Source organism: Gilliamella bombicola, assembly GCF_900094945.1.
GTDB lineage: Bacteria > Pseudomonadota > Gammaproteobacteria > Enterobacterales > Orbaceae > Gilliamella > Gilliamella bombicola.
Genome location: NZ_FMAQ01000002.1, coordinates 357,459 through 374,141 on the forward strand (window position 1 = coordinate 357,459; position 16,683 = coordinate 374,141).

General features: G+C 36.1%; 13 protein-coding genes. 3 read left to right on the forward strand and 10 right to left on the reverse strand.

All coding sequences use genetic code 11. From position 1 onward, the window contains the following. Positions 1 to 71 precede the first annotated feature (71 nt). The 3 genes from GA0061081_RS03820 to GA0061081_RS03830 all read left to right on the forward strand — a co-directional run bounded on the left by GA0061081_RS03820 (position 72) and on the right by GA0061081_RS03830 (position 2,872). Positions 72 to 1,403 carry an OprD family porin gene (locus GA0061081_RS03820; RefSeq protein ID WP_091347214.1) on the forward strand — a complete coding sequence of 444 codons (1,332 nt, stop codon included), beginning with the start codon at positions 72 to 74 and terminating at the stop codon, positions 1,401 to 1,403. A gap of 13 nt (positions 1,404 to 1,416) precedes the next feature. Further along, positions 1,417 to 2,184, forward strand: a complete 768-nt coding sequence (locus GA0061081_RS03825) for a histidine phosphatase family protein (RefSeq protein ID WP_091347216.1) — start codon at positions 1,417 to 1,419, stop codon at positions 2,182 to 2,184. A gap of 142 nt (positions 2,185 to 2,326) precedes the next feature. Then, a complete protein-coding gene (locus tag GA0061081_RS03830; protein ID WP_091347218.1) occupies positions 2,327 to 2,872 on the forward strand; it encodes a methylated-DNA--[protein]-cysteine S-methyltransferase in 546 nt (181 codons plus the stop codon). A 25-nt stretch (positions 2,873 to 2,897) separates the two neighbouring features. Here the strand turns inward: GA0061081_RS03830 and GA0061081_RS03835 are convergent, their stop codons facing one another. The 10 genes from GA0061081_RS03835 to GA0061081_RS03880 form a co-directional block, all read right to left on the reverse strand. Next, positions 2,898 to 3,785: an ATP-dependent metallopeptidase FtsH/Yme1/Tma family protein gene (locus tag GA0061081_RS03835; protein ID WP_091347220.1), complete on the reverse strand. Its 888-nt coding sequence runs from the start codon at positions 3,783 to 3,785 to the stop codon at positions 2,898 to 2,900. Between the two features lie 41 nt (positions 3,786 to 3,826). Then, positions 3,827 to 4,741, reverse strand: coding sequence for a LysO family transporter (locus tag GA0061081_RS03840; protein WP_091347223.1), 915 nt, complete (start codon positions 4,739 to 4,741; stop codon positions 3,827 to 3,829). A 79-nt stretch (positions 4,742 to 4,820) separates the two neighbouring features. After that, positions 4,821 to 5,765 carry a VirK/YbjX family protein gene (locus GA0061081_RS03845; RefSeq protein ID WP_091347225.1) on the reverse strand — a complete coding sequence of 315 codons (945 nt, stop codon included), beginning with the start codon at positions 5,763 to 5,765 and terminating at the stop codon, positions 4,821 to 4,823. Positions 5,766 to 5,990: 225 nt separating this feature from the next. Beyond that, positions 5,991 to 7,292, reverse strand: coding sequence for a phosphopyruvate hydratase (gene eno, locus GA0061081_RS03850; RefSeq protein WP_086358974.1), 1,302 nt, complete (start codon positions 7,290 to 7,292; stop codon positions 5,991 to 5,993). Positions 7,293 to 7,339: 47 nt separating this feature from the next. Then, positions 7,340 to 8,977, reverse strand: coding sequence for a glutamine hydrolyzing CTP synthase (pyrG, locus tag GA0061081_RS03855; RefSeq protein ID WP_085247896.1), 1,638 nt, complete (start codon positions 8,975 to 8,977; stop codon positions 7,340 to 7,342). 327 nt (positions 8,978 to 9,304) lie between these two features. Further along, positions 9,305 to 9,997 (reverse strand): Crp/Fnr family transcriptional regulator, encoded by a 693-nt coding sequence (locus tag GA0061081_RS03860; RefSeq protein WP_091347227.1) that lies wholly within the window; start codon positions 9,995 to 9,997, stop codon positions 9,305 to 9,307. 75 nt (positions 9,998 to 10,072) lie between these two features. Continuing rightward, complete coding sequence (locus GA0061081_RS03865; RefSeq protein ID WP_425337781.1) at positions 10,073 to 10,867, reverse strand: nucleoside-specific channel-forming Tsx family protein; 795 nt, start codon at positions 10,865 to 10,867, stop codon at positions 10,073 to 10,075. Positions 10,868 to 10,917: 50 nt separating this feature from the next. Then, on the reverse strand, positions 10,918 to 12,087 hold the full coding sequence (gene tsgA, locus GA0061081_RS03870; RefSeq protein WP_091347231.1) for an MFS transporter TsgA: 1,170 nt from the start codon (positions 12,085 to 12,087) through the stop codon (positions 10,918 to 10,920). A 33-nt stretch (positions 12,088 to 12,120) separates the two neighbouring features. After that, complete coding sequence (gene deoD, locus GA0061081_RS03875; RefSeq protein WP_091347233.1) at positions 12,121 to 12,828, reverse strand: purine-nucleoside phosphorylase; 708 nt, start codon at positions 12,826 to 12,828, stop codon at positions 12,121 to 12,123. Positions 12,829 to 13,729: 901 nt separating this feature from the next. Next, on the reverse strand, positions 13,730 to 15,412 hold the full coding sequence (locus tag GA0061081_RS03880; protein ID WP_141683327.1) for a hypothetical protein: 1,683 nt from the start codon (positions 15,410 to 15,412) through the stop codon (positions 13,730 to 13,732). Positions 15,413 to 16,683 lie beyond the last annotated feature (1,271 nt).

Genomic DNA, 16,683 nt, shown 5'->3' on the forward strand with positions numbered 1-16,683 from the left:
ACATAATGGAATTCACTAGATAAAAAATTAATTTTAATTTTTTATTTAAACATAAGTTAGGAAATACAATAATGAAAGTAAAATATCTCACACTTGCATTGCTGAGTCTGTCAACTTGTTCGGCTCTAGCGGCTCAAGTGAATAATGATTCAGCCTTATATAATGCCTTTTTCACAGATTCTAAATTTGATTTTTCTACACGTAATCATTGGAAATATTTAAAAGAAAATGCAGCCCAACCCAAAGAAGTACACAGTGCTTGGGGGCAAGTATTTAGTTTTGATTATAAGTCTGGCTATCTATTTGATACTATTGGATTTGATATTACCTATGATAACGTAATAAAATTGGGAGCCAGTGATTACTTTGCATCCCGTAACTTACTTTATAATGATGGTAAAGGATATAACAAACACAACGCTCAAGGCTTTAATAAATTTACCCAACGTTATGCAAAAATTAAACTAGGAAACGACGACTTCAATTTAAAGGGTAAAGCAGGCTGGCATAGTTTGAAAGACTTTGGAATAATAAGTTCCGCTAAACATCTTACTCGCCATAGCTATCTTGGTTATAGTGGTACACTAAAATATGATAACATCTACTTTTCATTAGCCTATATCGATAGTACCCTTCCTCGAGAATCTGCTAAAAAATTACATTTTTTAACGGCCGATCGTAAAAAAGTCATCGATAACATTTCAACTGCTGAAATCGCTTATAAAGATAAAGATCTAACTTTGGATTATTCTTATGGTGTTGCTAAAGATTACCTAAGGCGCCACGTAGTTGAATTATCCTATAAACCAATGCAAAAATTGATTTTAGGCGGGCAATTCTATGGAAGCTATGCACTTGACAATTATGACGCCATGAAACAAAACAAAAAAGAGTTTGAAGATCATGCATGGCATTATGCAACTGATGTCGAATGGAAAGAAGATGACTGGAGCGTCAAACTTGGCTTAGCTTACACTGATGCTAACAAACACAATGCGATCGGATATTATAACCGGCATTTAGGTAAAAACACCCGAGGTCGCTTTAATGGGTTAGCCGCGGCAGGTGCTGACTATATGCGTGATGGAGAACTTGTCTTCACCAGTGTACTAACTTATGATTTTGTCAAAGATAACAGCACTGGATTATATATGAACTATGGTGAATTTAATTACAAACATGACACACTAAAAAATGGCGAAATAAATGTTTTCGACATATGGAAACCAACCAGCGGTGCATTTAAAAACCTGTCTATTTTATCTAAAGTAGGTTATGGATGGTCTTACAAAACCACCAGCGGATCAGATATTACACCAAAACTCGATAAACATGGAAAAGCCCAACGCTCACCAACACTTTCTGCAGAAACTGTTATTGATTACCGATTTAACTTGTTATAAATAAGGATAAAACATGAAAAAATTTATTATATTAATCAGCTCATTAATCATCGCTATTTCAACTCTATCACAAGCTTTTGCTGATGATGTTTACCTTTACGTCACTCGGCATGGCAAAACCATGTTCAATAACGTACATCGTGCTCAAGGTTGGTCAGATACACCACTAATAAAACCCGGTGTTGAAGTTGCCGAGCAACTTGGCCGTGGTTTAAAGGATGTCAAATTTATTGCTGCTTATTCAAGCGACTTGGGACGTGCACGTCAAACAGCTCGTGTGGTTTTAGAATCTAAAGGCGATACAACCATTAATATCAACGAAATGGAAGGCCTACGCGAAACCTGTTTTGGTGAATTCGAAGGCGATCTTGATCCAAACATGTGGACCCCTGCTGCACAGCATTTAGGTTATGCAACGGATAAAGATTTAATGGCGGATTTCGCAAAAGGAAACATCACCCTTAAAAAAATGATGGATGCCATTGCCGCTGTCGAAAAATCTGGTGAAGCTGAAGATTACAATAAAGTAAAAACACGTATGCAAGCCTCGTTAAAAGCCATTGCCGAATCAGCTAAAGCACAAGGTGGTGGTAACGTCTTAGTGGTATCTCACGGTATGGCTATCATGGCTATGGCTGAAGAATGGTTAGATAAACCAGTGACAGAGGGGCTTGGTAACGCAAGTGTCACTAAAATTCGTTATACTGATGATGGAAAATTTATTGTCGAAAGCTTAGGTGATATGAGTTATATCGAAAAAGGCAAAAACAAAACTAAATAACCGCAAAATATATGGCTCATTGATGAGCCATATTCCCTATTATTTACTATTCAAACAATATTGATAAATAAATTGGTAGTAATTATCATCATAAACAAGCATAATTTAACATCGTTTTTATCGAATAGAGTTAAAAGACAAGATGTTTTATTTATGCAACTATTCATCCCCAATGGGATTAATTACTCTAGCCAGCCAACAAAATAAGTTAGTTGGAGCTTGGATTGAAGGCGAAAAATATTTTGGTTATACAATTAACACTCAAACAGAAGAAAAACCTAATTTAGCTATTTTTAACTCGACAAAAAAATGGTTTGATGATTATTTTTCAGGAAAGAAACCGAATCTATCTCAACTTAAGCTTGCACCAAATGGCTCCCCTTTTCGACAGCTCGTATGGGAAATTTTATGTAATATCCCATATGGCAAAGTCACAACCTACGGTGATATCGCAAAACAGATCGCCCTGAAAACAAACCAAACAAGCATGGCTAGCCAAGCAGTAGGCGGCGCAGTTGGGCATAATCCAATATCCATTATCATCCCTTGCCACCGCGTTATTGGCGCAAACGGTAATTTAACGGGTTATGCTGGAGGTATAGATAAAAAAATTCAATTGCTACAACACGAAGGGGTCGACACCACACTATTTTTTGTGCCTAAACAAGGTCATTTAAGCACAATCTAAAAAAAACGAAATCTTTTTAATTTGTTTATTTTAGGTGATTGGTTATTTGTACATCATATTTACTTTCATCTATAATATTTACCCAACTTGGTATAATGGGTGTTCGACAGTAATAATTAGCTGAAGGCTGTATATCTTTATTTCTAATTTTTTGAAATTCTGGCGTTTGAGGATCATCAAATAGCTCAGGATCCCGACGACGATTCATTTTGGAAAACAAAAATTCTTCATACCAACTGTTGTGTAACCATGGTTTTGGATAACCTAAAGTGGCATAAATACGGTTACAAATAAAAGTTAACCTCCCACCAAAAACGAAGAAAAAAAAGAACACAAAAGCAACAAAGCCAATACAGCTTGTTTTGGTAATTTCTATCACTTCTAAAGAATCCCACTCATGATTGAATAATACGCTAATGAAAATAAAACCATCGGTACATAATATTATCGATCCAACACCAAACATACAATATTTCAGCAATTGCAACGTCGAAAGACCAACTCCTTTAGGAAAAAATAAAGCATGATATTTAGGAAAGCGGACGGCATAAGCTTGATATTTGTTCTTATCAATTTGTTTGACGACCATTTCGACGTAATCACCATTGTTAAAAGCGACATTTTCTAGCTTACCTTTAACTTTGACATTACCGATATAACAAACAAATGGTGTGCCTTTTAATAGCTTGGTTTGTAGTAACCCAAAAGTAAATAAACTAAGGACAAATTCATAAACAAACTTACATATAGCTGCGGTTATTAGAATAAATCCTCCCAGCATTTCGATAAATAGCCCCCAAATTGACTCAATAAAATCACAGTCTTCAGTTTTTTTATTTTGATCCTTTTCTTTATCTACTTTCAATATTTTTAAACGTCTTACTTTACCTTTTAATAAACTATACTTTCCCATTACTTTTTTTACTCCATTTAAGTAGGCTTTGCTTTTTTAAGCTAAAGCCCAACCCCTCCATAGTTAAATAGCGTGATAAATATCGGCATTATAAGTGTTAATAAAAAACCTTGAGCAATAGCTGCCGGTACAATGGCTATTCCCCCACCTTTTTGTAGCATTGGTAGGGTAAAGTCCATTGATGTTGCACCACATAGTCCTAATGTTGTTAATTGATAACGCTTAATCAATGTAGGAATTAAAATAATCGCACACAATTCTCGTAATATATCATTTAAAAATGTAGCACTACCAATAATTGGACCATGGGCTTCTGTCATTAAAATACCAGATAATGAATACCATCCAAAACCAGAAGACATGGCAAGACCAACACGCGTTGGTAGGTTTAAAATAAATGAGCCAATAACGCCTCCAAGGAAAGCACTTATCACAACCAATAGTGTTGTCACTATACCTATTTTGTTGAGTAGAATTTGCTTTATTGAAATATTATTACTACGTAGTTGAATTCCGATTAAGAATAATAAAAAAACCAATACAACCTGAGTAATGTTTTCAGCATATTGCCAAATAAATAATGGCAATAATCCACAAATAAACCCAATAATTAATGCAATACAAACACGTAATGACTCAATAATCATTTTAAAACGTGAAGCATAAGTATGATCTGTTTTATCTGCCTTGCGAGGGAAAATGTAATCAAAAATAATTAAAACAATAAAATTCCCACCAAATGTACAAATAAAAAGAACAATTGCATAATATAAAATAATTTGCAAATTAGTGGTTAAATTATCTAAATGAGCAAGCTCAGCGCCCATAATGAATAAAATAAGGTAAACCATCCAACTCAACGTTTGGTTAATTTTGGTCATCCAGCTGTTGTTTTTAATTTTAATTAAATAGCCTAAACCCAACGGTATTAGCGCAATAAGAATACCAAAATACATATTTTATTCCTTAACTATTCCTTGCTTACATTGTTAAATTATGGGGTAAGCATACGTTTTAATATATTACTACTAATCATTAGGTTAATGATGCTAACGTTTGCTCAATATTAATTTGAAGCTGATCCAATAACGCATAGCGGTTACGATATTCTGAGCGTTTTTTACTGGCAATTTCTTCAATTGATTTTCGATTAATTTGGTTTGGTAGTATAAATAAACCATTAGTATCTTGTTTTCCATCAAGGGTTAACCAAAAATCGTCATAATCAGACAAAATGCGTTCTTGACGGCTATTATAGCGCCAATTGTTATAAATATGAGTTTTGTTACCCACGGCAACAATTTGCGTTAATTGATAGTAACGGGCAACAGTTAATACAGCTTCAACTGCAACACGTTTAGGAAATAGCCCATAGCAGGCTTTAGTTGCTTTTTGTACGCGAGTACGTGCGTCATCGTGTCCTGTGCCTTGTAATCCAGCAATAAAGAGCGTTGGCTTGCCTTGATATTCAACAATTGAAAACGTTAATGTAGTTAAATCAATTCCATCGCTATCATAAAAATAAAGGCTTACTTCGCCTTCTCTGGCAAATTTGTTACGAGCTTGAACGGCAATTTGGATATTCGTTTCATTTTTAACAGCAACATTCGCCAATACAAAAGGCGATTGCGGATTATAAAAAGCTTTAGTTACGCTATCGGGTTGTTTTGCTAAAAAGTCATAATGGTAGGCCAATGCATCATAACGTTCTTTTTGGCTCAAACAAGATGCCAAATAAGGACGTTGTAATTTACATGGTAAATTAGTTTGGCACGAGAAATAATAGCCAAGCAATGGATACTGTCTTAATTTATCAAGCCATTTGAGAGTAATTGGGCTTAAGAACAAGGTTCTTAAAAAAAACTTATAACGATAGGTCGGGTTAAGCCATAATTCGTTTAGCGATAATTTACCGGTATAGAGCCAGTTAAAGAGTTGCCATTTACTTTTTGGCTGAGACATATTCGTAATATTATTCATAAGTAGAACTTTAAATCGAGTTAGTTATTTTAACAATTATAGGGCGACTAAATTAATCAATACGGATTAGTTATTAATAAGTCATAAAAAAATCAAACAATAAGAGTACAACACAACTTTAGTCGGTGCAACCATTCCTACATTAAGTAGGTTAAAATTATATGAAAATAAAAAACGGTGAACTGGTCACCGTTTTTTAGTGATAATTTAGTTTATAAAAACTAATTATTGACCTTTAACTTCTTTTAAACCATTGAATGGTGCTTTTGAACCTAAAGCTTCTTCAATACGGATTAATTGATTATATTTAGCAACACGGTCAGAACGGCTCATTGAACCAGTTTTAATTTGACCAGCAGCTAAACCAACTGCTAAATCAGCAATTGTTGAATCTTCTGTTTCGCCACTACGGTGAGAGATAACAGCGGTATAACCGGCATCTTTAGCCATTTTAACTGCAGCGATAGATTCAGTTAATGTACCGATTTGGTTTACTTTAACTAAGATAGAGTTAGCAATACCTTTTTCAATACCTTGTTTGAAGATTTTAGTATTAGTTACAAATAAATCATCGCCCACTAATTGAATTTTGTGGCCAAGAGCTTTAGTTTGGTATGCCCAACCTTCCCAATCGCTTTCATCTAAACCATCTTCAATTGATACGATTGGATATTGTTCTGTTAAACCTTCTAGGTAGTGAGTAAATTCTTGTGCAGTGAACTCTTTATTACCTTCACCCTTTAATACATATTTACCTGTTTCTTTGTTATAAAATTCAGAAGCAGCACAGTCCATCGCTAAAGTAATGTCTTTACCTAATACATAACCAGCTTTTTCTACCGCTTCTTTAATGCAAGCTAACGCTTCAGCATTTGAATCTAAGTTAGGCGCAAAACCACCTTCATCACCAACAGCAGTGTTCATGCCTTTAGCATGTAATACTTTAGCTAAGTTGTGGAATACTTCAGAACCCATGCGAATTGCTTCACGTACTGTTTTAGCACCAACTGGTTGAATCATAAATTCTTGTAAGTCAATGTTGTTATCCGCGTGCTCACCACCATTAATGATGTTCATCATTGGTAATGGCATTGAGTATTGACCTGGAGTGCCGTTAAGGTCAGCAATGTGTTGATAAAGAGGAACACCTTTAGCAGCTGCGGCAGCTTTAGCGGTTGCTAAAGATACGGCAAGAATTGAGTTAGCACCTAAATTAGATTTGAAATCAGTGCCATCTAAATCAAGCATGATTTGGTCAATAGCAGCTTGATCTAATGCATCTTTACCAACAACAGCTTTAGCGATTGGTCCATTTACGTTTTCAACTGCTTTTAATACGCCTTTGCCTAAAAAGCGAGATTTGTCACCATCACGAAGTTCTAACGCTTCACGTGAACCCGTTGATGCACCTGATGGAACAATTGCAAGGCCAACAAAACCGCCTTCTAAATGAACTTCGGCTTCAACAGTTGGATTACCACGAGAGTCGATGACTTCACGACCATGTACTTTAACGATTTTTGCCATGTTATTTTCCTCTATATGACAGATATATTAAAAATTTTAATTCAAAACTATTTTTGTTGCTGCTCTTGATAAGCTTTGGCAGCCTTAATAAAACTACTAAACAGTGGGTGTCCATCACGTGGTGTAGAGGTGAATTCCGGATGGAACTGACACGCAACAAACCATGGATGATCTGGAACTTCAATGATCTCAACTAGCTTTCTATCCGTTGAAAGACCAGTCACTTTTAACCCAGCTTTAACCACTTCAGGTAATAAATTATTATTCACTTCATAACGATGACGATGACGCTCAGTAATCGACTCATTTTTATACATATCGTATACTAATGAATTAGGCTCTAAATGGCAAATTTGCGAACCTAAACGCATTGTGCCACCTAAATCACTATTTTCATTACGTTGTACTACATTGCCAGATTCATCGCTCCATTCTGTGATTAAAGCAATAATTGGGTTTGCACAATCTTTAACAAATTCGGTTGAGTTAGCATCTTTAATACCTGCAACATTACGTGCATATTCGATCATAGCCACTTGTAAACCAAGGCAAATACCTAAATATGGGATTTTGTTTTCACGCGCATAACGAGCTGCCATAATTTTACCTTCAACGCCACGATAACCAAATCCACCTGGAATTAAGATCGCATCTAAGCCTTGAAGTAATTCTGTTCCACGCGATTCAAGATCTTCTGAATCAATATAACGAATGTGCACCGTTAAACGATTTTTTAATCCCCCGTGTTTTAACGCTTCATTCACTGATTTATAAGCATCCGGTAAAGCAATATATTTACCCACCATACCAATGGTTACTTCACCCACTGGGTTCGCTTCTTCATAAATCACTTGTTCCCATTGCGATAAATCGGCTTCTTTACATTCAAGATTAAATCGTTTGCAAACGAAGGTATCTAAGTTTTGCGATTTTAATAACGCAGGTATTTTGTAAATAGAATCAACATCTTTAAGCGAAATAACAGCACGCTCAGGCACATTACAAAATAGTGCGATCTTAGCCCGTTCATGAGCAGGAATAATACGATCAGAACGGCAGATTAATACATCCGGTTGAATACCAATTGACAGTAACTCTTTCACTGAATGCTGCGTTGGTTTGGTTTTAACTTCACCAGCAGATGCTAAATAAGGCACTAACGTTAAGTGCATAAATAACGTGTGTTCACGACCCACATCCACCGCTAATTGACGGATCGCTTCTAAAAATGGAAGAGATTCAATATCACCTACTGTACCACCGATTTCAACAATGGCAACATCAAAACCTTTTGCCCCATCAATCACGCGTGATTTAATTGCATTAGTGATATGTGGTATAACTTGAACCGTTGCTCCTAAATAATCGCCACGACGCTCTTTGCGTAACACATCAGAATAAATACGACCTGTAGTGAAATTATTTTTTCGCGTCATTTTAGTGCGAATAAAACGTTCATAATGACCCAAATCAAGATCGGTTTCAGCTCCATCTTCAGTCACAAACACTTCACCATGTTGAATAGGACTCATTGTGCCCGGATCGACATTAATGTAGGGATCAAGCTTGAGCATGGTGACTTTTAAATTGCGGGCTTCTAAAATTGCAGCGAGAGATGCTGCGGCAATGCCTTTACCAAGAGAAGAAACGACACCGCCTGTAACAAAAATATAATTCGTGACCATTAATATTAGACCATTATTAATTTATTAGAACAATATTGCATCGATTTTTAGACATCAAAACCAATACAACATACAAGAATCAGACGGGAATGCAGTATAACAGAATCCGCCTTACCTCACAATTGAATAATGAGTTTTAATTGATGTTTTCATTGTATGGATTTGTAAAATTTTTTCTATTTTATTTGTTAGTAGCTCAACATAAGATGTTTAGATTAATAGATAAAATAGCCACATTGCATAGGCTATTTATAGCCATAATATTATATTGCATAGTGGCGCGTTTTTATCTATTCATTTGTTGAATATAAAATATTCAACAATATCCTAATCTGAAATCTTATCATTGCATTTAATAAATTCTTTAAGCTTTTCCATACTTTTGATTTCTAGTTTTCCTTCATTTTTTTCAACAATATCTAATTTAACTAGCTCACTCACAGCTCGACGATAAACACGATCGGTGGTACCAAAACGTTCTGCTTCTAAGTAGTTTTTTTGGAAACTACTTACTGGATGTATATTTAAATAATGCTGATAAAGATCGAACGCAATATTATAACAAATTGAATATAAAGTTCTCTTTAAGAAAATATCTAACGTATCTTGATAATCAAAAGCAATTGCAGTAGCAAAAAACAATGCTAATTTAGGGTATTCAATCAACGATTGATATAATTTATCGGCGCTAACAATTGACAATGTTAACGCCTCTTCAGCAATGATATCAAATTGGCATAAATACCCCGTAAAGAATTCCATTTCACCAAGAATGTGTTCATCGCAATCAAGCGTACCAAGATGAAAACGACGTCCATTAGCGGCTTCGTAACGGATAGAAATCATTCCATTATAAACTAGAACTAAATCATTAACCTTACAACCCTGACGGAACAAAACCGATTTTTCATCGACAATTTTTGTTTCAACAACACATTGTTTAATAACGGACTCAATCAAATTATTGTTATTTTTCCAATATGTACTAAACCGACCTTTATTTAAAGACTTCAACTGCATATAATTTTAGCCACCATCGTATAACTTATCGTTTTTATTCAAAAAATTATTTTTTAAAATATAACATTATTTTAATTAAAATTTATAACTAAAACTAAAATAATGACCGATACCGCTGGTTTTCCCTGCTCCAGATTTATTTTTAATCAATGACATATTATGAAAATACTTTAATCCATAACCCAATGCCATATGATCACTATGCCAATAAAAACCATTATACCATTCAATAGCATTATTACTATACAATGAGTTATCGGTTATTTTATTGGCGCCAAATTGATAATCAAAATAGCCTTGATAATTGATTGTACTTTGATTAGTAAATTGATAAATGGGTTTTGACCAACTTGTTGAATACATATAACCATCCCACTTACCTTCATTAGGTTCATTATAGTTTTCACGAACATAGCGCGCATAAACGTTCATACCCATCACACCAAACCATGGCATATCCACATCGGCGCCTATTCCTAAATATTGTTCAAACAACTCTCGATCACCAATATTATTTACACTAGCAATATACAACTCTTTAACTGCTCCAAACGAAAAATCCGATTGGAATAGACCATCAAGTGAAATTCTTGGTGAAATTTTAGCAAAGAAATTATCGCCCCCATATCGATCATCATGTTTACGATCAAAAATGTCGAAGATATCAACATAGCCATATAGATCCAAAACACCATATCGAGCACCAAACTCCGTCTCAAGATAAGTATCATTTTTTATATCATACGGTATTTTAGCATCGACACTTTGCATCAAATTTAACTGCAACCAACCATAATCATTTTTATGTAAGTTACCATCTTTATAATCAGCAGCATTAACGTTAGCAACACCAAACCAAATCAAAAGCATGCTTAATGTTAACTTTGATAATTTATAATAATTCCTCATGATATTTCCCTTCACTTCAGGTTATTTTTCCGCTTCAACAACTGAGAAATAACCAACATTACAATAATAACTGCATAAAAAACTGGAATTGCATTCATAATAATTTGCGTACCAAAATATTCTTGGAATAAAGAACTAATTGCAGGGCTAAACATTGCCCCAGCACTACCGCTAACAAGAATAAAAGACACATTTTTACTTGATGCATTTTTAACAAATGTAACCCCATAGGCAACAAAAGAGTTATATAGTGCAGAACAAACAAATCCATAGCCATAAGTGAAATAACTAATGTGATTAAGATCCTGAGTATTAACAATCGCAATTGTTATCACAAAGGCTAACAAAATGATTGTCATAAAAAAATGATGAATTTTAACTCGTGAAACAATAGCGGTTGAAACTAACGCCCCAATTAATGCAGCAGCCCAATATTGCGTAATGATATTTCCGGCATCTTCAAAGCTAATCGTAAATTTTTGACTAACAAAAAGTGGTGCCCAAGTTAGAAAAGTGTATAAAGCCAACATAGCCAAAAATAACCCTATACCAGCCGATAAAATGCCAAAATTCCATTCTGATTTTTGATTATTATTTTGTTTTTCAACCTCTTTAGAAGTTATGATCAAATCAAAATTGGTAACCAAAATAATCACTAGCGTCAATACCGCAATAAGACCCACCGTTAAATAGCTACTCGCCCACGATAAAGAATGGGTTAAAGCATAAGTGGTAATAAGCGGAAAGATAACACCAGCAATATTAAACGTTGCATCTTGCACAACCAACATAGTGCTTTGGACTCTATTTTGCCAAATAGAAACGACTATTGTTCCTGCGATACATAGCCCAACACCACCACACAAACCGATTAATGACATGCAAATATCTAACACTATTAATGAATTAGTGAAATACAACATCAATGTACATACAACAATAAGTATGTAACTTAATAGAGTGATGCGTTTGATACCAATAATATCGATCAAGAAAAAAGCTAAAATAGTACCAACTAACGCCCCACCATTAAGTAAAGAAAAGATAAAAGCAATCGTACTGACATCAGCATGAAAACATTGTGCAATCGGTTCGATTAACATACCAAATTGGCTGGCAAAACCCGCCATAATAAAATTAGCCAAAAAACTAATTAGGGTGAGTAACAGCTTATGTTTCATAACATTATCCTAAAAATGATTTAGCATGGTAATTCAAGGTTTAATAGCAACTTGTAAGGCTAGCTTAATCATATTGTTAAATGTCAGCTGTCTTTCTTCTGCAGAGGTTTCCTCACCAGTTAGGCAATGATCAGAAACAGTTAAAATAGCTAAAGACTCAATATTGAATTGTTGAGCAATACCATATAAACCGGCCACCTCCATATCAATACCTAGAACGCCTGATTTTTCTAAAGTACTAATTAACGATTCATCAGGATCATAATAAAGATCACCACTAAAGACATTGCCAGCCTTAACGGGGATATTCATAACTTTGGCAGTTTCATAAGCACTATGTAATAAAGAAAAAGTAGCAGAAGTAGCAATGTTATAACCATTTGCTCTTTTTTGATTAGTTATTGAATCAGTCCCAGCGGCAACGGCTAAAATCACATCACGCATTTTTACGCTGTGCTGCGTTGCACCTAAACTACCGATACGAATAATACGCTTTACATTAAAATCATTGATTAATTCATGGGCATAAAGCGTAATTGACGGAATCCCCATTCCGTGTCCCATAACAGAAACAGGAATACCGTTATATGTTCCGGTATAACCTAACATGTTACGTACATTACAAACTTGCTTTGCATCTGTTAAATAAGTTTCGGAAATAAATTTTGCTCGCAAAGGATCACCAGGCATAATAACGGTTTGAGCAAAATCATTTTTCTTTGCATTAATATGTGCTGTCATAATATTTCTTAACTATTTGAAAAAATGACCTTAAGTATAGTAATGGCTTTTCGCTTTCAACTAGGACATAAGTCCTAAACCCATGATCTATACCACATTTTTACAAAATTGCTTGATAGCTAACGAATTGTTGGATTGATAAGATTAGGTTTTTTTGGGAAGTTTTTGCCTTAGTGGTAATATAGCTATAGTTATATTGAATAATTTGGTGTGTTTTGAATTAAACGAAAAAATAAATAAAATCAATACCTTTCCTGACCACTTTTTGGATGTAATTACATTGTTTTTTAATACAAAAACAACTCACCCCAAAACACCTAAGATTATGTTGTTTGTCTTGCTCCGGCGTCAGAATGTGCCGACAACAGAGCGAGGTTAGCACGCCAAACAGGACGTTTGGCGAGTTTGTGGTGCACCGGGAGCACGTCCACAAACAGTGAGTTAAGACCGAGCGACGGCGTCGGACAAATTTGTCTGGAACAAATTTGAACATCTGAGCACAGCGAAGATGGCCTCGTAGAGGCGAGTATCAGGATGATACGAGTAGTGCCGTAGGCCACATTCTGTAGCCAAAGCGTGGGATTGCAAAGGGAATTAGCTTTAATTCCCTTTGTTCGGACGTGGTCACTGTAGCTATTTTGTTCACTAAAGGTCAAAACGTCCGAAACCTTGCCGTACTATAAATAGACCACAAATTTAAACCACCACAACGTAATCATTAGAATTGCCAACCACGCTTTCAGCGTCGGCGGCGGGGGCGGCGCGATTGTGGCTTCGCCGCAACAGCGCAACCCTAAGGGAAATGCCCCAACGTACGCGGGGTCTTTATTCTTTGATAAATTATCCTCTATCTGCACTATAACCCCCCGTGGCCCAAGGATTAAGGACTATGAAATAAAAGTTAAGGTGAGGAGCAAACAGCGTAGCGGCTATCGGAAACGCTGTCGCTGTAGATGTCTCCGCTTTGTGAGTAGACATCGAACCCATTGCTACCTGTTGTGTCACTCGTCCAGTAGCCGTAGTGGACGAAGCCCACATCAGCGTAGCGGTACATGACGCCCCACTCCGTGAAAAAACCAGCACCTATGTGACGCTGATAATAACTAGCAGGTGAACTAGGCCTGGCGCCAGAAATAGAAGGACTATTTGTGCGCACCGCGTTAGTTAAATCCTTGACCTGTGGTAAACGATAACCCAAACTACTACACCAAGATATTTGATTATACTGACTATCCCATTTTTTACCACGATGGACGAACCATTGCTTTAACACAAATCCATACCTCACCTCATTACCTCGACTATCTCTACCAACCAACTCAAATTTCTGCGGCAAAGATGGTACGGCTAGAGGACTAGGATTATTTGTATTTATCTGAGTTCTATCCGCCCTAGGACCGCTTAACGTTACCCGTGTGACATAACTGGATTTATCTCTAATCCATTCATCGGCTTGTAGAATATTTCCATGTGGGTCTGTGAATGCACCAGAACGCGGCTTTGTCCAACTTACCGTTGCTCTTATACTACCATTCGTGACAACAGGCCACGTCAACTGACTTCCATCTACTCCAGCAGGCAACTCTAAATCAAAATACAATCCATCAGCACCCGTTGTCGGAAAATTTTGGTCGTAAGATGAATAATCATTAGATTGAGTTAAAAAGCCCTTTGTAGGACTCCATATGTTAGATGGGCCTGCGTAATGGGAATCGTCACGGATATTATTAACTGTAGCACCAGTACCACCGAAGTACAAATTCGGCCTTGCGTAACAAACACGAGCAACAGTGTTATACGGGTTGATATAATAATCCACCATAGCTCCACCGAAATTACTACTCCTTGGCACCCCATACTGGGTAGTTAAACTTCCTTCTGTACTTACTAACCTTACCCTATAAGGAGCATTACATATATCCAATGCATCACTACGATTAACAGTATTGCCATTTTTATCCGTAAACGATACCGATATACTCCCTGTAGCCGTTACTCCATTAGCCCCCTGTCCATCCCCATCATCATCTTCCCAATTACCCTGAACAACCAAATCATTCATACTAATTGAACTCTGTGATGACGGGACGACCATTGTTATATGACCTAAGTTACTCCCCACATACGGCAAACTTATCGGATTTGCTGCACTTGATGGATTAGTAGATGGCGTGATAACCCGACCATCCTGCAATCTTATAGACAACAAATTGTCTGCATCTGTTACCTTTGTCCGACCACCGTCGAACGTTAAATATGGCGCACTACCCTCTATTTCCTTTGATGTATTTGCCGTCAATGCTATAGAACACTGCGCATACGACAATAAGAGTAGCAACGCAAAGAACAACGGCAATTTAGGTAATCTAAATAATTTAAGTAAGTCTGATAATTTAGATAGAAAAGATAAGTGTCTCGGCCTTGGTGATAACACTGCCGATAAACATGGCGACTTCGTTAAATGCAATGATTTTGATAATTTAGGTGATACAAATAAGAACTGAGTCTGATTTAGACTACAGCGAAAATGAAAAAGATTTAGGGCGTAGGTTTGGCAGGCCAGATGCCAGATGCCAGATGCCATGCATGGTAGCGCATTTCGATTATCCTGTCAAGTAATTTTTTGTTTTATTTAAATTTTTTAAAACTGACTGCTTAACTGATGAGCTCTCTCTTGTTTTGAAAGAGATTGAATTATAACCGATTAATTAAGAATGCGCTAGTTTTTTGTTAAAAATTTTAAGGTTTTGTTAAGGCTTAAGTCAGCTTATGTTGGTGTGTTTTTGGGAAGGGTTTGGGTGGTGGTTTTGGCTAAAAACCACCAAATAAAAACTTTAATAAAATCAATACCTTTTCTGACCGATTTTTGAGCGGAAAATCAGGCCTTTTTGGGTTGGTGGATAGAATGAATTAGGTACGGTGGTTTCGGACGTTTTGACCTTTGGTAAACAAAATAGCCACAGTGACCACGTCCGAGTTAGGGAATTAAAGCGAATTCCCTAACAACCCACGCTTTGGCTGCAGAATGTGGCCTACGGCTACCCGACGCCGGCGCTCGGTCTTAACGCACCGGCTATGATGCGCTCCCGACGAAGCACAAACTCGCCAAACATCCCTGTTTGGCGTGCTAACCTCGATCTGTTGTCGGCACATTCTGACGCCGGAACAAGACAAACAACATAACCATCTTTTTTGGAAGATATTATGTTTTTATAATTATATGATTTATTTTATTTTAATTAAACGCCTGCACGGCGTTAAGGTCAAAAAATTTTAGTGCAAAATAATAAATTTATTTCTAAACCGCCTATACGGCGTTAAGGAAGCCCTTAAGTGGCGCTTGTGACTGAGTACCTTTCTAAACCGCCTATACGGCGTTAAGGTGATCAGAGATAGGTTTTTGTATCGGTTATCATTTCTAAACCGCCTATACGGCGTTAAGGATAGTGAATAGATATATTACAAATTTTGTTGGTTTCTAAACCGCCTATACGGCGTTAAGGTAGAACTCAAGATTTGATAAATCTTGTTGTATAAAGATAAACAACAATTTCATCTTTGAAAACCCTTTTTTTGAGGTGTTTTATAATTTGTTGATTTTATTTAATTTTAAATTTTCGTTAAAAAAAGGGTTTGGAGCGGTTAATTTGCTGTTATTAGGGCGCTATTTGTGGTTTTGTTGATTTGTTGTGTGTCAGCGCTTTGCTTAGGTTGTTTAAGTGATTGATTTAGCTTAAAAATAGCAAAATAAAAACCTCAATAAAATCAATACCTTTCCTGACCACTTTTTGGATGTAATTACATTGCTTTTTAACACAAAAGCAACTCACCAAAAAACACCTAAGATTATGTTGT